A 22,065-nucleotide genomic window follows, 5' to 3' on the forward strand; every position below is an offset into this window, starting at 1 on the left:
CACAAATTTAGACAGGCTTGTCCAATTCGTCAATCACCGCTATATAGATTTTTAATGAAGCACGGCGTTTCTCCTGACACTTTCCCGCCACGCAGCCACGAGGCCAAGCGCGTGTCGGTGGTCGACGCCGCCGCTTCCGTTTTCTGCCGCGAAGGCTATGCTGGCGCCAATATCGACCTGATCGCGGCCGAGGCCGGCGTTTCACGGCAGACCGTCTACAACCACCATGGCGACAAGGAAAAGCTGTTCGTCGCGGTCGTACGCGACCTGACGGAGCGCTGCAATGCCGGCATCTTCGCCACCATCGCCAGCTTTCCCGATCAGCCCACGGACCTGGAAGCCGACCTGATCGCCTTCGCCGTGCGCATGAACCGCAACTGCATCTGCAACCGCGACGGCCGTTTCCTGCGCAAGCTGATCCAGGCCGAAGGCGAGCGTTATCCGGAACTGTTTGCCGAATGGCGCGAGCAAGGCCCGGGCCGTACCTGGTCGGCGCTTGCCGCGCGCTTTGCCCGGCTTGCCTTCGCCGGCCACCTGTCGATCGGCGACCCCGACGTCGCGGCGCGTCAGTTCTTCGCCCTCGTCAACGCCGAGCTTCAGATCACTTTCATGCTGGGCGGCGTGCCCACCGAGGAAGAGGTGCTGCGCTCGGCCACGAACGGCGTGCGGACCTTTCTCGGCGCCTTCGCCAGAAGGAAATCGCCAGCCGCCAAGCAGGCTGCGCTCGCTCACGCCTGAGCCATCAAATCGCCGGCACCCCTCTTGGCCTCACGGCTTTGCGCCTATATGCGGTTTACGCCGCGCTCAAGCTTGATTACAGCTATGCGGACGATTCAACGGAACCCGACCATCAGATGGCCGACGACCACATCCGCTACGACATTCTGGCCCAGGAGGCTCTGCGCGGTGTCATGCGCAAGGTCCTGGCCGAGGTCGCGCGCACCGGCCTTCCGGGAAATCATCATTTCTTCATCACCTTCCTGACCGGCGCGCCGGGCGTGCGCATTTCGTCCAGGCTGCGCGAGCGCTATCCTGAGCAGATGACCATCGTCATCCAGTTCCAGTACTGGGACCTCAAGGTGACGGATGCCGGCTTCGAGGTCGGGCTTTCCTTCTCCGACGTGCCGGAAAAGCTCGAAATCCCCTTCTCCGCCGTGCGCGGCTTCTACGATCCGTCGGTCAATTTCGAGCTCGAATTCGACGTCAAGACGGAAAGCGCCGAAGACGAGGCCGCGGCTCCGGCCCCCGAACCGGTCGCCGTCGTTCCCGAGAAGAAGGCGGAAACCAAGAAGAAGGCCACCGAGGCCGAAAAGAAGCAGGCGGTCGCCGAGACCGGCGCCAAGGGCGCCGACGTCGTTTCGCTCGACGCCTTCCGCAAGAAGTAGCCCGGCGCCATGGGCGAGGTCATCAATCTCCGCCAGGCCCGCAAGCAGAAAGCGCGCACCGAGAAGGAACGCCGAGCCGGCGAGAACCGGGCGCTGAACGGCCGCTCGAAGACAGAGCGCGAGCGTGACAGGCTGACATCGCAGAAGGCCGAGAAATTCGTAGCCGGCCATCGCCGGGAAAAACCCGACGACCCTGGCGAGCGCTGAGTCCTGCAATGGCCGCGGTCGAGAAACGTTCGGTAACGATCCGCGGTCACCGCACCAGCTTTTCCCTGGAACAGCCCTTCTATGACGACCTCATCGCCATCGCCGCCGAGCGCTCGCTGTCGCTCGCGGCCTTGGTCGCGGAGATCGACGAGACTCGGACCCGCGACGCGAACCTGTCATCCGCGCTGAGGCTCTACGTGCTGGCCTGGGCAAAACGCGGCGGCGCCGCGTCCTAGACCGCGCTATCGCTGATGCTTTGTTGCGTCTTGCGCTTTGCGCCGAAGCTCAGCAATGCCGTGCGGTCGCGCTCCTCCGCCTGCTTTTTCGACCTTACCCGCATCATGTCTTTCCAGCCGATATAGCCGACGAGCCGTTCATCCTCGCGTGAGACGACCGGCAGATGCGAGACATTGGCGAGCAAAAGCTTGTCGGAAAGCGCTTCGAGATATTCGTCCGGATAGGCCAGCGTGATCTTGCTGCCGGCCAGCAATTCGCCCAGCGTCGCCTTGCGGTGCTTGCCGTTACGGCGCCAGCGCAGGATCGCCGGCGGATCGATGACGCCGAGCACATGCCCCGCTCCATCGATGACCGGGAAGCTCGGATGCCGCGTGTCCGGAGCGGTCAGGAAGGCTGCCGCGCCATGTAGCGTCATCGTTCCCGGCACGCTCTCGACCTTGGTGGTCATCACTTCCTTGACCCTGGTCAGGGCGAAAGGATCGACACGATATTCGCGCACGAGATGGTGCCCACGCCGCGCCACTTTCTCGGTCAGGATCGAGCGCTTCATCAACAGCACGGTGACCGCATGCGCTGTGGCGGAGGCCGCGATCAGCGGCACCAGCACATGCGTGTTGCCGGTAAGCTCGGTGGCAAAGAAGGTCGCGGTCAGCGGCGCGCGCATAGTGCCGCCCATCGTCGCGGCCATCGCCAGCAGCGGCCAGAAGCCGGGGCTCGCCGCGGGCAGGATGCCCGAGAGCACCGCGCCCATCGCGCCGCCCATGATGAGCAGCGGCGCCAGCACGCCTCCCGAGGTCCCGGATCCCAGCGCAACCGACCAGATGACGGCCTTCACCACCAGAAGCAGCAGCGCAGCGGTGGCGACGGTGCGGCCGTCGAGCATGTTGGCGATGTTGTCGTAGCCGACGCCGAGCGCATGCGGCTCGATCAAGCCGCCGATACCGACCACCAGGCCGCCGATCATCGGCCACCACATCCAGTGGATCGGCAGCTTCAGGAAAGCGTCCTCGCAGGCATAGACCAATTGCGTCAGCAGTCCCGAAAGCAGCCCGGCGGCGATGCCGACCAACACCCAGCCGCCCAGCCCGGCGATCGATGAATCCATGCTGCCTGAGAACGGAAAGATCGGGCTCGGCAGGTGAAGCAGGCTGCGCTCGACTTCCGCGACGATTGCCGCGACGGCGACGGGGATGAAGCTGCGCGGCGTCCATTCGAACAGGAGCAGTTCGACCGCAAGCATGATGGCGGCGATCGGCGTGCCGAACACGGTCGTCATGCTGGCCGCTGCACCCGCCACCAGCAGCGTCTTGCGCTCATTGTCGCTGACCGGCAGCATCTGCGCGATCAGCGAGCCGATGGCGCCGCCGGTCATGATGATCGGGCCTTCGGCGCCGAACGGTCCGCCCGAGCCGATCGAGATCGCCGACGATAGCGGCTTCAGCACCGCGACCTTGGCGTCGAGCCGCGAGCGTCCGAGAAGGATTGCCTCGATGGCTTCGGGAATGCCGTGGCCGCGGATTTTCTCGCTGCCGAAACGCGCCATCAGTCCGATGATCAGCGCGCCGATCACCGGCACGATCACCGCGGCGAGCCCAAGCGGCGTGTCCTCGAGCCTTAGCTCGGCCAGCGAGAACTGGCCGAAATAGGCGATGTTGGTGGCAAGCCGGATGAGCTGCAGGAGCACGATGCCGGCAAAAAGCCCGGCGGTCGCCACCACCACGGCGATGGCTGCAATAAACAGCACGCGCGGATCGGTCGTGAAGTCGCGAAGATGGCCGTTGCCGGCGTGAGCGGATTTCATTTGGGAGCCTGAACTTTCTGGCGGCGCGAAGACCGTCCGGTTTCAGGCGGCCTCATATCGTAACACGATATAAATCTTCAAGTGGTTTTCGATTCCTGCTCCGCGTCATTTTGGACAAGGAACGCGGCGGCCTGTTGAGCTTTTACGGGAAAGGACCATAAGTCGGAGAATGACGCCGCCAAAACCACGTCCCGCCATCAGCCAGGCCGACTACCAGCGGCTGTCGCAGTTCCGTTATCTGATCCGCCGCTTTCTCGAATTCAGCCAGGTCCAGGCCAACGAGGCGGGCCTCACGCCGCGCCAGCACCAGGCGCTGCTGGCGATCAAAGGATTTCCAGGCGGCGGACCGGTGGCGGTGGGCGACCTTGCCGAGCGGCTGCGCATTCGCCACCACAGCGCGGTGGAACTGGTGAACCGCCTCGCCGAGGCCGGCCTGGTCATACGCGATCAGGACAAGAGCGATCACCGCCGCGTGCTGCTGCAGCTCACCCCTTTGGCCGACGATCGCCTGGCCGACTTGTCGGCCGCGCATCTCGACGAGCTTTCGCGCATCGAGCCGATGCTGCGGCGTCTGCTCTCCCGCCAGGAAGAGTCCTAGGCGCGGTGGCTGATTTCGCTACGCGCGGCGTGAAGCTCAGCCGCCGTCGAGCGATTTCAACAGATTGTCAATCGTGAACGGGTTGGCCTTCGGCTTTGCCGGCGCCGGCGCCGAACCGTCATTGACACCGGGCAGCGACCGATCGGTCTTCGGCTCGGCCGCCTTGCGCTCCGCCTCCAGCTTCTCCTGCTCCGCCTTCTTGCGATCGGCTTCGGCCTGCGCCTTGGCCGCCTCATCCGCGGCCCGCTGCTCGGTCTCGGCCTTCGCCTGTGCTTCGGCCTGAGCCTTGGCGTCCGCTTCGGCCTGAGCCTTGGCGTCGGCTTCCGCCTTGGCCCTGGCCTCTTCATCCGCCTTGGCTTTTGCCTCGGCTTCCGCTTGTGCCTGCGCTTCAGCCTCAGCTTTTGCCCTGGCTTCCGCCTCGGCCTTCTGTCGCGCCTCCTCCTCTTGCCGGCGCAGCTCCTCGGCCGCCTTGTCGCGCTCCGTCTGCAGCGCCGCGTAATAGCGCACCTCGCGCCGCAGCCGCTGCTTTTCGAGAAGCGCCGCCTGCATCGCCTCGACCCGCTGCTGCTCCTTCTCCAGCGCGCGCTGCGTCAGGAACTGCGCCAGCGGACCGCTGTCGAATTGGGGCCCGGTCGCCCCAAGCGGGCCGGCCAGGCTGAAATTGACGGCCGGCTCGGAACCGACCAGTGCCTCCTCGCCGGGACGATAGGTCAGCGTCCCCTTTGCCGTGACGGTGCTTGTGTTGAGATCGGCGGTCACGTCGGCGGACAAGGTCGCGCCGGGATTGTCGAGGCTGATCGGCGGCACGCGCAACGTGCCGTTGGCGACGGTGAAGGCCACATCGGCGTCACCGGCGGCAAAGCTGCCGTCGCTTGCGATCTGCGGCGCGAACTCCGCGGTCTTGGCCGTGTCTATATCGCGTCCGATCGCATCGGCCTTGGCGATGATGGCGCCGAAGCCGTCCGGATTGATGCCGTCCACCTTCAATCCCTTCAGCGCCGCGGTGCCGGACCCGGACAGGGCCGCAATCATGGCATCGACGGATTTGCCGCTGGTCGACAACGCCGCCGAAAGATCGCCCCTGCCGCCGATGCCGGCGCCTGGCAGGACTGCGGAAAGATCGCTGCCGGCCAGCCTCATTTGGCCGGAGAACAGGCCGGTGCCCTCCGTGTTCTTCAGATCGAACAGGCCGGTCAAATCGCCGCCGTAAAGCTTCGCCTTGAGGTCCGAGACGTGGATGCCTTCGCGATCGAGCTTCAGCGAGAATGAAGCGTCACGCGCCCTGGCGAAGGACCCGACGGCGAGCGCCGATGTGTTGAGATCGAGGTCTGCGTTGAACGGCAAGGTCGACTTCTGGCTGAACGGCGTCGTCGGCCAGCCGCCCTTGGCAGCAGCGAAAGACTGGTCGCCGAACAGCGAGACCGTCAGCGGATCGAGGTCGAGCTCGTCGAGCGCCAGCGCCCCGGCAAGATGCGGCAGACCATCCTTGGCGTCGATGTTGACGTCGCCGGACACCGCCGCCTTGTTGATCGAACCGGTGAGGCCGCTCAGCACCAGAAGCCCATTGCCGAAATCGGCATCGGCCGCCAGCGACGTCGACGTCCCCGTTCCCATGCCGGGCAGGCCTACCCCCGTCGTCATCAGCCACGGCTCGATATCGGCGGCACTAAGATTGACCTTGCCTTTTGCAGTGGGGCCTTGCGCCGTCTCGGCGACGGTTCCGTCGAAGCTTGCCCTGAAGTCGTCGGCCGTCAGGTTGAAGCTGGTCGCGAGACCGCCGGCGACCGAGCCCTTCGCCGAGACCTCGATGTTGGCATGGCCGAGCATCCCGAGCGGCAGCGCCGGCAGGCCGTAAAGCGCAAGCAGCGTGGCGGCATTGTCGTTGCGGGCGTTGAAGGTGATCGCAACCGGCGCCTCGGAGAGCTTGTCCGCGGTTCCCTTGCCGGAAAGCGAAGCCGAAAAGGCCGAGCCGCCGGCCTTGCCCTGGGCCGAGAGCGCCAGGCCCGTGGTGCCGTCGCCATTGTCGGCGGCGCTGGTCAAGAGATCGATGCGCGCGTCCTGGAACAGCTCGGGATAGGCCGCCGCACGGCTGGCCAGGCCTTTGAGCGCGCCATTGCCGGGATAGTGCTGGGCCGCGACATCGATCAGCGGCTTGAGGTCCACCGCCACCACGGAAGCATTGAGCTTGCCCGTCGGGCTCTGCGGAAAATCCTTGATCCGGCCCGTGGCGCTGATCGAGGCGCCAGCCAGGCCGCCGATCGAGAGCCGGTCGATCTCGAGCAGGCCCTCGCGCAGCCGCAGCGCCGTATCGACACTATCGGCGCTGAACCCGCCGGCGCTGACCGGACCCGCCTTGATCTGGAAATCGAGATCGCGATCCGAAAAGCGGTTGGCGCCCTTGTCGCTGATAAAGATCGAGGCGAACGCCGCGAGCCCGTCCAGATCCATCTCGCCGCCCGTCAGCCGCATCAGCACCGATGGCCTGGCGCCGTCCGGCTGGCTGGAATCGATGCTGCCCGAAAATTTCGCCTTGCCGAGGATGAGTTCGAGATCGCTGAACGACTGCCGGTTCTCGCTGAGATCGACCTTGGCCTTGAAGCCTGCCGCCGGGAGCCGCCGGATCGCCTCGTCGACATCCTTCGACAGCCAGGCGGCAAAGCCGGAAGGCTGTCCGACGGCCAGCAGCAACGAGCCGGTGAAGCCGAAATGATCTTCGATGCTCAACATGCCGTCGGCTTCGAGCGTTGTGCGGCCCGGCAGCGTCGCGGCAAGCGACTTGACCGACCAGCCCCCTTCGGCGGGCTCTGCCGACAGCCGCACGTCGCGCACCGTCGTGTCGCCCGCCACCACAGCCGGCAGCCTGACCTCGACCTTGCCCGGTATGGTCGGCTTCGGCATGTGCTGCAGCGTCCGCTCGAACGCCGCAATGCGCCGGTCGAGCGTGAAGCCGGCGCCGGCGGCCCCGCCGACGGCCTCGTCGAACTGCACCTGCGCCCCGCTGGCCTCGACCAAGAAATGCGGCTTCAGGCCGAGATCGACCGATGCCTTGCCGTCGGCGGTATAGGGATTGTCGAGCGGCCCGGTCTCGAAGCGGAACTCGTCGACATCGAGCTTCTGGTGGTCGAGCGCGAACTTGCCGTTCAGCCGGAAGCCCGGGTCGGGTTTGCCGGTGCTGACCTTGACCGGCTCGCCCTCGTTGCCGCGCAGCTCGGCCGAATTCCTGTCGTCGCCCGAAATCTTGAACTGGCCGGAATAGACCGCGGCGCCCTTGACGATGCCGGCATTGCCGTCGGCTTCGATGATCAGCGGATAGGCATCGGGATTCGCTTTCAGCCGGAGCCGCATCTGGCCGTCCGGCTCCACCTTGCCGGTGGAAGCCGAGACGTCGGCCCGCAGGCCGTCGAAGCGCAGCGTTCCGTCCGTCCGCCACGGGCCGGTGAGCGCCTTGGCCGAAATCGTCGAGTTGATCTCCGAGATCAGGTGGCTGCGCCCGCCGGCGGCATGGCGCAGTTCGATTTGCCCTTCGCTCACCGACAGCTTCTCGATCGCGATCTGGCCCGGATCGAAGGGAGCCGAGGGCCGGAGCGTCCAGTCGACGGTGCCGTCACCGGCGATATTGATGACGGCTTTCGGGTGCACCAGCCGCATGTCGAAGATCAGCACCTCGCCGCGCAGGAACGGCGCCAGCTCCGCATCCATGGAGAAGGTCTCGACCGTCATCGCCGGCTGGCCTTCCGGCCCGCCCGCGACCTCGACATTCGAGAAGGTCACCGACGGAAACGGCAACAGCCGCGCTGTCGCGTCGCCCTTCACAGTCACCTTGCGGCCGAGGACGGCGCTCGCCTCCCGCTCGAAATCGCCCCGGTAACCCGTCCAGTCGATGAAATACGGCACCACCAGCGCCGCGCACAGCACCAGCACGAACAGGCCACCGAAGATCACGAACAGGCGGGCGAGCATCTGTTTCCCGGGTTGAAGTCAGCCGCACTCTACCCGCATCCGCGTGTCGATAAAGAGGCAATTCAACGCGCGGCAACGGCCAACGTCTCCAGTTGCGCGAAGGCTCGCGCTCGCGATATCTCTTTTGCAAATCCCCTGCCCTTCCGGTCACGTTCGTGACCACCCAAAATCCGAACCCAATACGGAGCGTTCCCGATGTCAGGCAAGAACTGGGACAGAGTGCCGATCGACGCGCAGAGCGTTGACGCCCCGCTCTCGACGGCTGCGATTTTCCTTGTTGTGACCGTCGGCAGCGACGAGGCCGCGCTTTCGAATGTCGCTTCGGTGCTGGGCGAGCTCGACGATCTCGTCAAGAATGTCGGCTTCCGCGACTTGTCGGGCCGCCTGTCCTGCATCGCCGGCATCGGCGCCGCGCTCTGGAATCGTCTGTCGCCCGGCCGCCGGCCGCGCGAGCTGAAACCCTTCGCGCCGATCGAGGGCTCGGCGCATTTGGCGCCCTCGACGCCGGGCGATCTGCTCTTCCACATCCGCGCCGAGCGGCCCGACATGTGCTTCGAGCTCGAGCGCATCCTGTTGGACCGCCTGGCCGGCAGCGTGACCGTCGCCGACGAGGTGTCCGGCTTCCGCTATTTCGACGCGCGCGACCTCCTGGGCTTTGTCGACGGCACCGCAAATCCGACCGGCCTCGACCTGCCCGCCTCTGCTTTGATCGGCGACGAGGACGGCGACTTTGCCGGCGGCAGCTATGTCGTCGTGCAGAAATACCTGCACAACATGGCAGCCTGGAAAGAGACGCCGACGCATGTCCAGGAAGAGATCATCGGCCGCACCAAGATCGACAACATCGAGATCGATGACGACGACAAGCCGCGTAAATCGCACAAGTCGCTGGCCACCATCGAGGACGACGCCGGCAATGAATACGACATCCTGCGCGACAACATGCCGTTCGGCCGCCCGGGTCAGAATGAGTTCGGCACCTATTTCATCGGCTACACCCGCTATCTCTGGGTGATCGAGAAGATGCTGCAGCGCATGTATATTGGCGAGCCGCCCGGCGCCTATGACCGGCTGCTCGATTTCTCGACCCCGCATACCGGCACGACCTTCTTCGCGCCGACACGGCCGATGCTGCAGAAGCTGGCCGAAGGGGCACAGGAATAAGCGACCGCAAGGCGCCGCGGCGGGTCGATCAGTCGTTCATCGCTTCGATCATAGCCTTCAACACCGCTCCCTTTCGCAGGCCTACCCGGAAATCTCGCGCGATGAATTCCAGGGTCGAATCGTGGAACGTGAGAATGAAGTGCCGGCGACCGGAAAACAGCTCCGGCACATGGCGCGGGTGAACCCGGTTCGCTTTTTCCAGAGAAGCAATCCACGACGAATTGAGGACCTCGAACGCGGAATATGGCTGCAGGCCGAGCGCGTAGAGCCGATGCCCGCTGAGCGCCTCGTCGTTTGGCGGGCCGAATTGGAATGCGACATAAGGGTCCACCGTCAGGATTGCGACGGCCTCCCCCTCCGCAACTGCTGAAACCGAACGCGGACTGGTGACGTCGAAGGACGGGCCGGGACCATTGGCGATGTAAGCGACCAGCAGCCGCTGTTCATCTGCGAAAACATGCGGCAACGGAGCGCCCGCCGATACTGACGGCAGGTCGATCGGCAGCAAAGCTTCTGCCGCGGCCATGACTAGTGTCCTGCGCCCGGCAGGATCTTGCCGGGATTCATGATGTTGAGCGGATCGAGCGCCTGCTTGATCGTGCGCATGACATCGACGCCATGGCCGAGCTCGTGGCGGAGGAAGCCGACCTTGCCCTGGCCGATGCCGTGCTCGCCGGTGCAGGTGCCTTCCATGGCGATGGCGCGCATGTTGAGCCTGGCGACGAATTTCTCGGCGAGCGCGATCTCGGCCGGGTTGTCGACATCCATCAGCACCAGCACATGGAAATTGCCGTCGCCGGCGTGGCCGACGATCGGCGCGACAAGCCCCATCTCGGCAATGTCGGCCTCGGTCTCCGTGACGCATTCGGCAAGCCGCGAGATCGGCACGCAGACGTCCGTCGACAGCCCCTTCGCGCCGGGGCGCAGCGTCAGTGACGACCAATAGGCGTCGTGCCGCGCCTTCCAGAGCTTTGTCCGCTCTTCCGCGACGCTGGTCCATAGGAACGGCCCGCCACCCTGCTCCTCGGCGATCATGCCGAACATCTCGGCCTGCTCGGCGACGCCCGCGTCGCTGCCATGGAACTCGACGAACAGGCACGGACTCTCCGGATAGTCGAGCTTGGAATAGTTCTTCATCGCCCGCATCTGCAGCGCGTTCACCAATTCGATGCGCGCCACCGGGATGCCCATCTGGATGGTCGCGATCACCGTGTTGCAGGCGGCCTCGAGGCTCGGAAACGGGCAGACGCCGCCGGAGATCGCCTGCGGAATGCCCTGCAGCCTCAGCGTCAGCGAGGTGATGACGCCGAGCGTGCCTTCGGAGCCGACCAAAAGCCGCGTCAGGTCGTAGCCGGCCGAGCTTTTCTTTGCTCGCTTGCCTGTCGTCACCGTCTCGCCGTCGGCCATGACGGCGGTCAGCGACAGCACGTTTTCGCGCATTGTGCCGTAGCGCACCGCGTTGGTGCCGGACGCCCTGGTCGCCGCCATGCCGCCCAGCGACGCATTGGCGCCAGGATCGATCGGGAAGAACAGACCGGTGTCGCGCAGGTGCCGGTTGAGGTCCTCGCGCGTCACGCCGGGCTCGACCGTGCAGTCAAGGTCCTGCGGGTTGACGGCGAGGATCCGGTTCATGCGCGACGTGTCGATGGAAATGCCGCCACCCGGCGCATTGGTGTGGCCCTCGAGCGAGGAGCCGACGCCGAAGGCGATGACAGGCACGCGGTGTGCGGCGCAGGCGCGCACGATCTCCTGCACGTCCGCGCTCGTCTCGACGAACGCGACGCCGTCCGGCGCCTGGGTCGGAATATAGGTGGTGGTGTGCGCGTGCTGGCCGCGTATCGCCTCGCCGGTCTGGAAGCGCTCGCCGAATCGCTGCTTGAGGATGCCGAGTACCGCGGCGATGCCTTCCTCATTGCGTTCGACGGGGTTGAGGTCGCTCAAAGCCATGATTTCCTCCGCGAATGGACCAGCGGCCGCGCTTGTAGTGCAGCTATGAATGATGCCTAAAGCAATCCTAGGAAAAGTGCCAAGCGATTAGGCTCGGCCACTTCACTTGTAGCCTTCCGTCCGCCCTGTCCAGCGACCATCGAGGAAAACCAAAATGACGATTCCCGCACCGATCATTTCCGGCCCAATGGCGATCGAGAAGGAATGGATCGACTATAACGGCCATCTCAACATGGCCTACTATAACGTCCTGTTCGACCGCTGCTCGGACCAGGCGTTCGAGCTGATGGGCATGGGGCCGAACTACGCCAAGGAGCGGCGCCTCACCATCTACACGGCCGAAGTTCACGTCTGCTACGTGCAGGAGTTGCACCTCGACCACAAGGTCAACGTCTCGTTCCAGCTGATCGATCATGACGAGAAGCGGCTGCGTGCCTATCAGGAAATCCGCCACGTCGACGGCTGGCTGGCGGCGACGTCCGAATCGCTGTCGCTGCATGTCGACATGGAAGGACCGAAGGTCGCTCCCTTCCCCGCCGATGTGATGGCCCAGGTCGAGGCCATGCGCGCCGCCCATACAGCGTTACCGATGCCGGAGCGCGCCGGCCGCTCGATCGGCATCAAGCGCAAGGGCGCTTGAAAACTCGGACGCCCGCGTTAACCTTACCAAGGCTTTAACGTGAACAAGTCGGTTGAGTCCGTTGAACGACTCACTGGCGCGTTCGAAAACCGCCGTACCGGGTTTGCGCGGGGGCGGCTGGCGTAATGCGGTGCGAGGACAGTGCATGAAAACCGACATCAAGGTCGAAGTGGAACGGTTGGCGGCCGATCCACGCATCACCGACTATGATTTCTGGCGATCGCTGAAGAACGTCAACAATGAGATCTTCCACATCGCCAACAACAACGAACCCATCCCGTTCGACATGATCCGCTGGCGCGTTATTCTGAAGCAGGCGCGCATGAAGCGCGGCCACGCTTGATCCATCGTCGCTGCCTCATCCTCCCTGACCAGCCATAGCTGCCGAGTCATAACCGCCGAATCATGGCTGCTTGAACCCGCCCAGCGGCGAGCGCGGCTCGACCGGTGACGATTGGATGATAGCGGTGTTGGTCATCGCATAGGGAATGATCCGGTCGATCACCCGTTCGAGCTCGCTGACCGAACCGACATGGGCGAGCGCGATGAAGCAGTCCTCGCCGGTTACCCGGTCGCATTGCGCGATTTCCGGCAGCTCGCGGATGATGTCCGCCACAACGGAAAGCTGTCCCGGCACCGGCCGGATTCTGAGCCATGCCGACAGCTTCATGCCGAGAGCGGCGGGATTGATCCTGACCGTATAGGCTTCGATCACGCCGTTATCCTGCAGCTTGCGGATGCGCTCCGCCACGCTCGGCGCCGAAAGCCCGACCGCGCGCGCCAGTTCCGCCGTGCTGATGCGCGCATCCTTTTCCAGGAACCGCAGGAGCTTCAGATCGATCGCGTCCAGATCGATATTTTCACTTCGAAGGTTTTTCAAGCCAAACCTCTTGCATCAGAAAGCAGACCGTCAATCAAGCCATTCATTACACATGTAATCCGCGAATTTCGCCTGCGATAATGCTCGCATGAAAACGCAAACGCAAATTCCAGCTGCAAACCGGGCCGCCGCCGATGCGCACCCCGCCCTCGCCGGCCCCGCCACTCTTGCCAGAACGGCCGACGCGCTGCCGCCGCATGTTTGGTTCTGCGTCAGCGCCGTGTTCCATTATCTCGGGCCGGCTTTCGCCGTGCTGCTTTTCGCTCAGGTCGGCGTGCTCGGCATGACCGGGCTACGCATCGCCACCGCCGCTCTCATCTTCGCCCCATTGACCAGGCCCTGGCGCGTTTTCGCCGGCGCCGATCGCGCTCAACGACTTCTGCTGCTCGCATTCGGCATCTGCCTGGCGGTGATGAATTGCTCGTTCTATCTGGCGCTCGACCGGCTGCCGATCTCGCTGGTTGCGGCGATCGAATTCGTCGGCACGATCGCGGTCGCGCTGGTCGGCATGCGCAGCCGGCGCAACTTTGCCGCGCTCGCTGTTGCCGTGGTCGGCACCTTGCTTCTCATCGACGTGAAATGGTCCAGCGATCCGGTCGGCTTGTTTTGGGCCTTTTTGAACGGCGCCCTCTTCGTCGGCTACATCGTGATCGGTCACCGCGTCGCCCAAGCAGGCATCGGCATCGCCGGCCTCGGCGCCGCCATGGCGGTCGCTTTCCTCATCGTGTTGCCCATCGGCTTTCGCGAGGCGCTGCCCGCCTTCGCGTCGCCGCAGCTGCTCGGCGCCGCGATCGGCGTCGGCATCTGCTCTTCGGTCATCCCCTACATCTGCGACCAACTCGCCATGGCGAGGTTGCCGCGCGCGAGCTTCGCATTGATGCTCTCGCTCCTGCCGCTCACCGCAACGCTGATCGGCGTCATCGTGCTGCGCCAGGTACCAAGCCTCACCGATTGCCTTGGCATTGCGCTGGTGATCACCGGGGTGGCTTTCCACAAACCCGCAGCAAATGCCTAGTGGCACTGCACAGAGATTGACCGATCAGCTCTGTTTGCGTTGGCAAGTGGTATGCGTTGGAGATTGGCCGAAATGCCCATCGCGATCGTCATTCCAGGGCGGAGCAGGAGCGAAGCTCCGTCGCGAAGACCCTGGAATCCATGCCGTTACCTTCGCCAAGGCGTGCAACGGAGCAGAATTCCGCACCGTGGCGGCGCTTCCAAGTCACGGCATAGATTCTATGGTCTGCGCCGCGTCGCTTCGCTCCTTGCTCCGCCATAGAATGACGAGGTTGGGGCGGCTTCAGCCAATCCCCGGCGCCGTTCCGTGAAACGGTGAAACGCCCTGGTTACCCGACACAGGGATTTTGAAAGGTTGCCGTTCGTCACTCTTCCTGGAATCGCTCTGGACCGCTCGGCTATGCCAGCTTCTCCTTCAGGAAAGCAATCGTCCGGCCCCAGGCGAGATCGGCGGCTTTCTTGTCATAGCGCGCGGCCGAGGTGTCGTTGTTGAAGGCGTGGTTGGCACCCTCATAGACATAGACCTTGTATTCGACATGGGCGGCGTCGAGCGCCTTCTTGTAGGCATCGATGCCGGCGTTGGTGCGTTCGTCCAACCCGGCATAGTGGAGCAGCAGCGGCGCCCTGATTTTTTGAGCGTCCTCGGCCTTGGGCTGCATGCCATAATAGGCGACACCGGCGCTGAGGTCGGGCCCATGGACGGCGAGTTGGTTCACCGCGCCGCCGCCCCAGCAGAAGCCGACCGCCCCGACCTTGCCGTTGCCGTCCTTGAGGCCCTTGAGATAGGCGATCGTCGCCACGCCGTCGGCGGCGACTCTGGCCACGTCGAGCTTGGTGAACATGTCGCGCGCCTTGTCCTCGTCGGAGGGCGTTCCGCCAAGCGGCGACAGGAAGTCCGGCGCTAACGCGATGAACCCCTCCAGCGCCACGCGCCGGGTGACATCGCGGATATGCGGGTTCAGCCCCCTGTTCTCGTGGATGACGATGACGCAGCCGAGCTTGCCTGACTGGTTCGCGGGCTTGACCAGATAGCCCTTCATCTCGCCGCTTGAGCCGGGATAGGTGATGTCCTCGCCCTTAACGCGGCTGTCGTCTTCGGCGACGATCGCCGCTTGAGCGGAATTGGCCGCCAGCATCGGCGCGATCGCGGCCGCCGCGGCACCCGAGCCCGCCAGCTTCGTCAACTGCTCCATGAAGCGGCGGCGGTCGAGCGTCAGATGCGTGTACTCGTCATAGGCATCGATCATCGCCTGCGTGATGACAGGCTGCGTGACGACGGGCTTGGCAACGGGGCTGGTCATGATTTTCCTCGACGGTTGGCGGTGGACCGCAAGATAGGGTCGAGTATCGCATGGTCCAGTCACGCCCCGGTGACGACCCATATGGGCGGAACCCTGGTGGAGCCAACCCGCCGTCGCGCCGACAAGCCAGCGCGATTCATCACATTTTGGTCATTTCCGAAAGGCTTGATGGTGCTGTCACATTAGGACGTGAAGTTGCCTGAGCGCCCTACCGAAACGAATGACGAAAAGGGGAATGCCATGAACATCCAGGATATCATCAACACCGTTTCCTCGAAGGCCGGCATCGACGAGCCGACCACCGAGAAGGTTGTCGGCACCATTTTTTCCGTGCTCGAGCATGAGGCTGAAGGCACCAGCATTTCGTCCTTCTTCGACCAGATCCCCGGCGCCGGTGAGTTGGCCCAGAAATATGACGTGATGGCCGCCGGTGCGACGGCCAATTCGGGCGGCGGACTTCTGTCGTCGCTGCAGGGCGCGCTGGGCGGCGTGCTCGGCGAAAAGGCCGGCGCGCTGATCAACGGCATCGCCGCGCTCAAGGAGTCCGGCCTCGACATGGCGCAGATCCGTCAGGCCGGCGAGACCTTGATCAAGCAGGCCGAGGTTGCCGCCGGCCCTGATCTGACCAACCAGGTGCTGGATCAGGTGCCCAGCTTGCGGGGTCATCTCGGGCTTTGAAGCATTCCGAACCGGTTTTGAACGGCTCGGCCTTTCGACGGCAAAGCTGATCCGCTTTCTGGCGACCGAAGGCCTCCCACCGGCGAAATCGATTAGTCCACCTTATGGGGAACAAGATAGTTCGTAGTTTTTGTGCCTCGGGTGACTGTTAGGGCGGAATATCCAGGCGGCGGCGAATCGGTAACCGTGGCGTCAACCTCCCTGCATCGGCCAATAACTTCGCCGACAGGGGACTTAGCCAAACGATCCGCCAAGGCCGCTCTGCATTCATCGGCGGAGTAGATTTGAGGCGCGATTTCGAGCGGCCGACAAGCCCACCCCGGACTGCACGAAAGCAAAATCATTATCGCTGACGCCTCCGGTCCCATTTCGTATTTTCCTTAACGCTCATCCGACGTGACAAAGGACAGTGCGATCAGGTCATCAACGTCGATGCCGCCGCGACCATTGTCCAAAATGTCGGCGAGAGCTCCCGACCTACGCCGACTGGCAGTGCCTTTGGAAAGGGCCAGCTTAGCCGAGTAGCCAAGGCGCAATTTGGTCTTGCAGTCATCGTACCTGAAGATGCTTACCGCCTTGAACCATGAACCGGTTTTGATGGATCGGCGAGTGGCAGTTACGGCACTCGTAACGGATGCTGACGTCCCGCAACTCATTGGAAATCGACACCGTCCACCTCTTGCCCGCCCCTCAACGGATGCCCGCCATCCTGGGGGTGACGGGCATCCATAAACTGGCGATGAAGGGACTCATGTCCGCCAGTCGGGGACACAATGAGATAGTGGGCTATATGTTTCGTCCTTGGGACCAATGCTTGTGATGTGCGACTTCAGTCGGAACCGATAGCCCGACTGGGGACTTGCGCCAGGAACGAACCAACCGACCCTCCGTTGACCCACTGCCGGAAGCTCCCGCTACAGCGGTTGAGCACAAAGCAGAGGCTCCAGCGCTGGCGGGTTGCGCGCTGGAGCCGTCTTAAAAGATTGGAGCAAGAAAATGGAAGACTATCGGAACAGTGTCCTGGAGGCTCGTTGGCTTCTCGCCGTGCCCGCGTCGCTTCTCCTGACCGTCCTGCTGGCCGGCTTCTTGCTTTCGTAGCAGGCCGGCCTCGCCTTGTCCTATTTCGGCAGCGTGTAGGCCATCACGTAATCGCCTGGCTTGGTGCCGACCGAGCCGTGGCCGCCGGCGACGATGACGACGAACTGGCGGCCGTCGGCCACCGTATAGGTCATCGGCGTCGACTGGCCGCCCGCCGGCAGCCTCGCCCGCCACAGCTGCCTGCCGGTGGTGAGGTCGTAGGCGCGCAGATAGTCGTCCACCGCGGCGCCTAGGAAAGCGACGCCGCCCGCCGTGATCATCGGCCCGCCGATGCCGGGAACGCCGACCTTGAGCGGCAAAGGCAGCGGCGTCATGTCGTAGACAGTGCCGTTGCGGTGCTTGTAGGCGATGTTTCCCGTCTTGAGGTCGACGCCGGCGACATATCCCCAGGGCGGCGCCTGGCAGGGAATGCCGAGCGGCGACAGGAACGGTCCCATCACCACCGCGTAAGGCGCGCCTTCATTGCGGTTCAGCCCCTGCTCGCTGCCCTTGGTATCGCCCGGCGGCGGCACGTCCGCGCGCGGGATGAGCTTCGAGGTGAAGGCGAGGTAGGTCGGCATGCCGAACATCACCTGCCGCACCGGATCGACCGCGACGCCGCCCCAGTTGAAGACGCCGAAATTGCCGGGATAGATCAGCGAGCCCTGCAGCGAGGGCGGCGTGTAGCGTCCCTCATAGCGCAGCTCTTTCAGTTCGATCCGGCACGCCAGCTGGTCGAACATGGTGATGCCCCACATGTCGGCGCCGGTCAGCGGCTTCGGATTGAAGGACAGGTCCGAGGCCGGCTGCGTCGGCGAGGCATGATCGCCCTCGATCGCGCCGCCGGGCGCCGGCACGTCCTTCACCGGAATGATCGGCTCGCCGGTGCGCCGGTCGAGCACGTAGAGATCGCCCTGCTTGGTCGGCCCGACCAGCGCCGGCACGACGCCGTTCGCGGTGGTGATGTCGACCAGCGACGGCTGCGCCGGCACGTCCATGTCCCACAGATCGTGATGCACGGTCTGCCGGACCCAGCGCAATTGCCCGGTGTTGAGATCGAGCGCGGTGATCGAGGAGGAGAATTTCTCGACATTGGCGCTGCGGCCCATGCCGAGCTGGTCCGGCGTCTGGTTGCCGAGCGGAACGTAGAGCAGTCCCAGCTTCTCGTCGGCGCTCGCCGTCGACCACATGTTGGGCGAGTTGTGGGTGTAGGTTTGCCCAGCGGGCAGCGGCGTCGTCACGTCCGGATTGCCGGAATCCCAATTCCATAGGAGCGCGCCGGTGCCGGCGTCGAAGGCGCGGATGACGCCGGACGGTTCCTCGGTCGAATAATTGTCGTTGACCGCGCCGCCGACGATGATCTTGCCGGCGACGATCAGTGGCGCCGATGTCGAATAGTAATAGCCCGACTTCGGATAGGGCATGTTGGCCATCAGGTTCAGCGTGCCGGCCTCGGCGAAGGACGGACACACCTGCCCGTTCGCGGCATCGAGCGCGATCAGCCGGGCGTCGGAGGTCGGCAGATAGATGCGCGCGGCGCAAGGCTGGCCGGCGGCGATCTTGGCGTCGGCATAATAGGACACGCCGCGGCAGGTCTGGTGCTGGCGGTTGGGGTCGAGCTTGATCTTCGGATCGTAGCGCCACTTCTCCTTGCCGCTCGCGGCATCGATAGCGATGGCGAAATTATGCGGCGTGCAAATGAACAGCGCATCGCCGATCTTCAGCGGCGTCACCTGATAGGTCGTCTCGCCGATATCGTCGGGGCCTTTCACGTCGCCGGTGCGATAGGTCCAGGCCGGCTGCAGCTTGGCGACGTTGTCCGGCGTGATCTGGTCGAGCGGCGAATAGCGCTGGCCGAAGGGCGTGCGGCCGTAGAACTGCCACTCGCCGGCCGGGATGTCGCCGCCGAGATTGGCGGCCGTCGCCGCCTTTTCGGTGCCCAGCGTGCCGCCGATATCCATGGGATCGGCGGTCATCGAGTAACCGGCGACCGCGAGCGAGGCGAGCACGGCCAGGATCAGCGGCGCGCGTCCGTCCGGCCCCCGCAGCCCCCGCCTTGCCCACGGCGTCAAAAGCCACAAGGCGATGAGCACGATGACGCCGCCGCGCGGGCCGAGCTGCCACCAGTCGAAGCCGATTTCCCACACTGCCCAGCATAAAGTGGCAAGCACGAACAGCGCGTAGAGCCAGAGCGAGGTCGACCGGCGCCTGAAAAGCAGCCAGGCGGTGATCAGGAAGATCAGGCCGGCGATCAGGTAATACCAACTGCCGCCCAGCGCGATGAGCCAGATGCCGCCGCCGCCGAGAATGAGACCGATGAGGAAGAGGACGAGGGAGGTGATGGTGACAGCCAAGACGGTGCTCCTTCGACTGTTGCGCCTTTGCGGCCGCTCTGAGGCGACGGCGCGCCGTCCCTGCCCTGCCGGCAGCTTTCCCTCGCTCGCTCCGGCTGTCAAGTTGGGGGCAGACACGCGAAACTAGAACAAAACGTAGACAGTTCTGGTCTTTCACTGCCGAATCACTACATTCGGGGGCGATGTCGGGCTTTTCCGAGGACATGCCTTTTTTCGATGAACCGAATGCGCGGCCGGCAGCGGCTCCATCCGGCATAGCCGCGCGCGCCATGGCCGCCCGCAGCGGCCAGAACGGCGTGCCCGATTATCTGAAGGGCCTGAACCCGGAGCAGCGGCTCGCGGTCGAGACGACCGAAGGCCCGGTTCTGGTGCTGGCCGGCGCGGGCACCGGCAAGACGCGGGTGCTCACCACGCGCATCGCTCACATCCTTTCAACCCATAGAGCAAACCCTTGGGAGATCCTCGCCGTTACCTTCACAAACAAGGCTGCGCGAGAGATGAAGACCCGCATTGGCTTGCTCGTAGGCGAGAAGATCGAGGGTATGCCGTGGCTCGGCACCTTCCACTCGATTGGCGTGAAGCTGCTTCGCAGACATGCCGAGCTCGCCGGGCTGAAATCGGACTTCACCATTCTCGACACCGACGACGTGGTGCGGCTGATCAAGCAGTTGATCCAGGCCGAAGGGCTGGACGACAAGCGCTGGCCGGCCAAGACCTTCGCCCAGATGATCGACAACTGGAAGAACAAGGGCCTTGGCCCGGATGAAATAGCGGAAGGCGATGCGCGCAGCTTCGGCAACGGCAAGGGCCGCCAACTCTACAAGGCCTACCAGGAACGGTTGCAGACGCTGAATTCCTGCGACTTCGGCGACCTGCTCTATCACCCGATCCGCATCTTCCGCGCCTATCCGGACGTGCTGAAGGACTACCACCGCAAGTTCAAATACATCCTCGTCGACGAGTATCAAGACACCAACACCGCGCAATACATGTGGCTGCGGCTCCTGGCGCAGAGGCCCAATTCTGGGCGCAGCCCATCGGCCGAAGGCCGCAAGCCCGACCGGGCGTCGGCCGGCCAGGCCGCCCCCGCGGAGGCCAGCGAGCGAAGCGAGCGCGCGGCCGTGAGCGAGAACAAAGTCAACATCTGCTGCGTCGGCGACGACGATCAGTCGATCTATGGCTGGCGCGGCGCCGAGGTCGACAACATCCTGCGCTTCGACAAGGATTTTCCGGGCGCCACCATCATCCGGCTGGAGCGCAACTACCGGTCCACCGCGCATATTCTGGGCGCGGCCTCGCACCTCATCGCCCACAATGAGGGCCGCTTCGGCAAGACGCTGTTTACCGACCGCGACGACCCTGAGGACGACAAGGTTCACGTCCACGCCGCCTGGGACTCGGAGGAAGAGGCCCGCGCCATCGGCGACGCCATCGAGGCCTACCAGCGCCAGAAGCATAATCTCAACGACATGGCGATCCTGGTGCGCGCCTCCTTCCAGATGCGCGCCTTCGAAGACCGCTTCATCACGCTTGGCTTGAACTACCGCGTCATCGGCGGCCCGCGCTTCTACGAGCGCCTGGAAATCCGCGATGCATTGGCCTTCTTCCGCGTCGTCGCCAATGGCGGCGACGACCTCGCCTTCGAGCGCATCGTCAACGTGCCGAAGCGCGGGTTGGGCGAAGCCACCATCCGCCAGATCCATGACACGGCGCGCGCCATGCGCATCCCCATGCTGGAGGCCGCCGCAACGCTCGCCGAAAGCGACGAGCTGAAGCCGAAGCCGCGCGCGGCGCTGCGTGAGGTCGCGGCCAATTTCGAGCGCTGGCAGAAGGCGCTGGAAACCACCCCGCACATCGAGCTTGCCGAGACCATTCTGGAGGAGAGCGGCTACACCGACATGTGGAAGAACGACCGTTCGGCGGAGGCGCCCGGGCGGCTGGAAAACCTCAAGGAGCTAATCCGCTCCATGGAGGAGTATGAATCGCTCCGTTCCTTCCTCGAGCATGTCGCGCTGGTGATGGAGGCCGAGCAGGGCGAGTCGCAAGATGCGGTCTCGATCATGACGCTGCATTCGGCCAAGGGCCTCGAATTTGAGACCGTCTTCCTGCCTGGTTGGGAGGAAGGCCTGTTCCCGCATCAGCGCGCGCTGGATGAAGGCGGACGCTCCGGCCTCGAGGAAGAGCGCCGGCTCGCCTATGTCGGCCTGACGCGGGCGAAAAAGAACCTGCACATCTGGTTCGTCTCCAACCGCCAGATTCACGGCCTGTGGCAATCGACGATCCCGTCGCGCTTCGTCGACGAATTGCCGGAAACCCATGTCGATATCGCCGACAGCGGCAACAGCTACGGCGGCTACGGCAACCCCTATGGCGGCGGCTCGTTCGCTTCCGGGCGCGGCGGCGGCCGGCAGAACCCCTACGGCGCCTCGCGCTTCGACAATATCGGCGCCAAGGACCAGGGCAGCTTCTCCAACACTTATGCCACGCCCGGCTGGCAACGCGCGCAGGCCAACCGCACCGAGGCGACCGACCGCAACTGGGGCACGCGCTCCGGCCATCAGGTCGAGCGTATCGGCTATGGCGAGACTGATTCAGGCTACGGCGCCGGCCGCACCAGCGTGAAGGGCCGCACCATCGAGGGCGAGCTGGTGGCCAAATCCGTCGCCGACACGCCGTCCGCCTTCAATGTCGGCGACCGCGTCTTCCACCAGAAATTCGGCAACGGCAACATCGCGGCCATCGACGGCAACAAGCTCACCATCGACTTCGACAAGGCCGGCCAGAAACGCGTGCTGGACGGTTTTGTCGCGCCGGTGTGACCG

At 64.4% G+C, this 22,065-nt stretch carries 18 protein-coding genes; 11 read left to right on the plus strand and 7 right to left on the minus strand.

Annotated features, from left to right (window positions below):
* Positions 1-54: 54 nt before the first annotated feature.
* The 4 genes from LB538_RS02870 (at position 55) to LB538_RS02885 (ending at position 1,828) form a co-directional block, all read left to right on the plus strand.
* Positions 55-738: a TetR/AcrR family transcriptional regulator gene (locus tag LB538_RS02870; protein ID WP_095764764.1), complete on the plus strand. Its 684-nt coding sequence runs from the start codon at positions 55-57 to the stop codon at positions 736-738.
* Positions 739-854: 116 nt separating this feature from the next.
* Entirely contained in the window at positions 855-1,385 is a 531-nt protein-coding gene (locus LB538_RS02875) for an SspB family protein (protein WP_224522825.1), read from the plus strand.
* 9 nt (positions 1,386-1,394) lie between these two features.
* Positions 1,395-1,592 (plus strand): DUF4169 family protein, encoded by a 198-nt coding sequence (locus LB538_RS02880; protein WP_140839802.1) that lies wholly within the window; start codon positions 1,395-1,397, stop codon positions 1,590-1,592.
* A gap of 8 nt (positions 1,593-1,600) precedes the next feature.
* Positions 1,601-1,828: a ribbon-helix-helix domain-containing protein gene (locus LB538_RS02885; protein WP_140727872.1), complete on the plus strand. Its 228-nt coding sequence runs from the start codon at positions 1,601-1,603 to the stop codon at positions 1,826-1,828.
* Here the strand turns inward: LB538_RS02885 and LB538_RS02890 are convergent.
* On the minus strand, positions 1,825-3,630 hold the full coding sequence (locus LB538_RS02890) for a chloride channel protein (protein WP_224522826.1): 1,806 nt from the start codon (positions 3,628-3,630) through the stop codon (positions 1,825-1,827). The two genes, LB538_RS02885 and LB538_RS02890, sit on opposite strands and share 4 nt — an antisense overlap.
* A gap of 169 nt (positions 3,631-3,799) precedes the next feature.
* Between LB538_RS02890 and LB538_RS02895 the strand changes: the two genes are divergently transcribed.
* Positions 3,800-4,228 (plus strand): MarR family winged helix-turn-helix transcriptional regulator, encoded by a 429-nt coding sequence (locus tag LB538_RS02895; protein WP_224522827.1) that lies wholly within the window; start codon positions 3,800-3,802, stop codon positions 4,226-4,228.
* Positions 4,229-4,264: 36 nt separating this feature from the next.
* Here the strand turns inward: LB538_RS02895 and LB538_RS02900 are convergent, their stop codons facing one another.
* Positions 4,265-8,188 carry an AsmA-like C-terminal region-containing protein gene (locus LB538_RS02900; RefSeq protein ID WP_224522828.1) on the minus strand — a complete coding sequence of 1,308 codons (3,924 nt, stop codon included), beginning with the start codon at positions 8,186-8,188 and terminating at the stop codon, positions 4,265-4,267.
* Between the two features lie 195 nt (positions 8,189-8,383).
* On the opposite strand from LB538_RS02900, the gene LB538_RS02905 reads away from it, so the two are divergent.
* Positions 8,384-9,352 (plus strand): Dyp-type peroxidase, encoded by a 969-nt coding sequence (locus LB538_RS02905; RefSeq protein WP_140839794.1) that lies wholly within the window; start codon positions 8,384-8,386, stop codon positions 9,350-9,352.
* Positions 9,353-9,380: 28 nt separating this feature from the next.
* On the opposite strand, the gene LB538_RS02910 is transcribed toward LB538_RS02905, so the two are convergent.
* The gene (locus LB538_RS02910; protein ID WP_224522829.1) at positions 9,381-9,878 is read right to left on the minus strand and encodes a hypothetical protein; all 498 of its coding nucleotides are present in this window, start codon (positions 9,876-9,878) and stop codon (positions 9,381-9,383) included.
* A gap of 2 nt (positions 9,879-9,880) precedes the next feature.
* A complete protein-coding gene (locus tag LB538_RS02915) occupies positions 9,881-11,299 on the minus strand; it encodes an FAD-binding oxidoreductase (protein ID WP_224522830.1) in 1,419 nt (472 codons plus the stop codon).
* A 154-nt stretch (positions 11,300-11,453) separates the two neighbouring features.
* Between LB538_RS02915 and LB538_RS02920 the strand changes: the two genes are divergently transcribed.
* Together LB538_RS02920 and LB538_RS02925 are read left to right on the plus strand one after the other, a co-directional pair.
* Positions 11,454-11,939 carry a thioesterase family protein gene (locus LB538_RS02920; protein WP_224522831.1) on the plus strand — a complete coding sequence of 162 codons (486 nt, stop codon included), beginning with the start codon at positions 11,454-11,456 and terminating at the stop codon, positions 11,937-11,939.
* Positions 11,940-12,084: 145 nt separating this feature from the next.
* Entirely contained in the window at positions 12,085-12,282 is a 198-nt protein-coding gene (locus tag LB538_RS02925) for a hypothetical protein (RefSeq protein ID WP_095770142.1), read from the plus strand.
* A gap of 60 nt (positions 12,283-12,342) precedes the next feature.
* On the opposite strand, the gene LB538_RS02930 is transcribed toward LB538_RS02925, so the two are convergent.
* The gene (locus LB538_RS02930; protein WP_224522832.1) at positions 12,343-12,819 is read right to left on the minus strand and encodes an Lrp/AsnC family transcriptional regulator; all 477 of its coding nucleotides are present in this window, start codon (positions 12,817-12,819) and stop codon (positions 12,343-12,345) included.
* 88 nt (positions 12,820-12,907) lie between these two features.
* Here LB538_RS02930 and LB538_RS02935 point away from each other — a divergent pair, with 88 nt between their 5' ends.
* Positions 12,908-13,834 carry an EamA family transporter gene (locus LB538_RS02935; RefSeq protein ID WP_224522833.1) on the plus strand — a complete coding sequence of 309 codons (927 nt, stop codon included), beginning with the start codon at positions 12,908-12,910 and terminating at the stop codon, positions 13,832-13,834.
* 397 nt (positions 13,835-14,231) lie between these two features.
* Here the strand turns inward: LB538_RS02935 and LB538_RS02940 are convergent, their stop codons facing one another.
* Complete coding sequence (locus LB538_RS02940) at positions 14,232-15,134, minus strand: dienelactone hydrolase family protein (RefSeq protein ID WP_224522834.1); 903 nt, start codon at positions 15,132-15,134, stop codon at positions 14,232-14,234.
* A 240-nt stretch (positions 15,135-15,374) separates the two neighbouring features.
* Here LB538_RS02940 and LB538_RS02945 point away from each other — a divergent pair, with 240 nt between their 5' ends.
* Positions 15,375-15,812: a hypothetical protein gene (locus LB538_RS02945; RefSeq protein WP_224522835.1), complete on the plus strand. Its 438-nt coding sequence runs from the start codon at positions 15,375-15,377 to the stop codon at positions 15,810-15,812.
* A 1,118-nt stretch (positions 15,813-16,930) separates the two neighbouring features.
* On the opposite strand, the gene LB538_RS02950 is transcribed toward LB538_RS02945, so the two are convergent.
* Positions 16,931-19,243 carry a glucose/quinate/shikimate family membrane-bound PQQ-dependent dehydrogenase gene (locus tag LB538_RS02950; RefSeq protein ID WP_224522836.1) on the minus strand — a complete coding sequence of 771 codons (2,313 nt, stop codon included), beginning with the start codon at positions 19,241-19,243 and terminating at the stop codon, positions 16,931-16,933.
* 182 nt (positions 19,244-19,425) lie between these two features.
* Here LB538_RS02950 and LB538_RS02955 point away from each other — a divergent pair, with 182 nt between their 5' ends.
* Positions 19,426-22,062, plus strand: a complete 2,637-nt coding sequence (locus tag LB538_RS02955) for an ATP-dependent helicase (RefSeq protein WP_224522837.1) — start codon at positions 19,426-19,428, stop codon at positions 22,060-22,062.
* The last annotated feature ends 3 nt before the right edge of the window (positions 22,063-22,065 follow it).

The sequence above is a fragment of the Mesorhizobium sp. Ca11 genome (assembly GCF_020165275.1).
GTDB lineage: Bacteria > Pseudomonadota > Alphaproteobacteria > Rhizobiales > Rhizobiaceae > Mesorhizobium.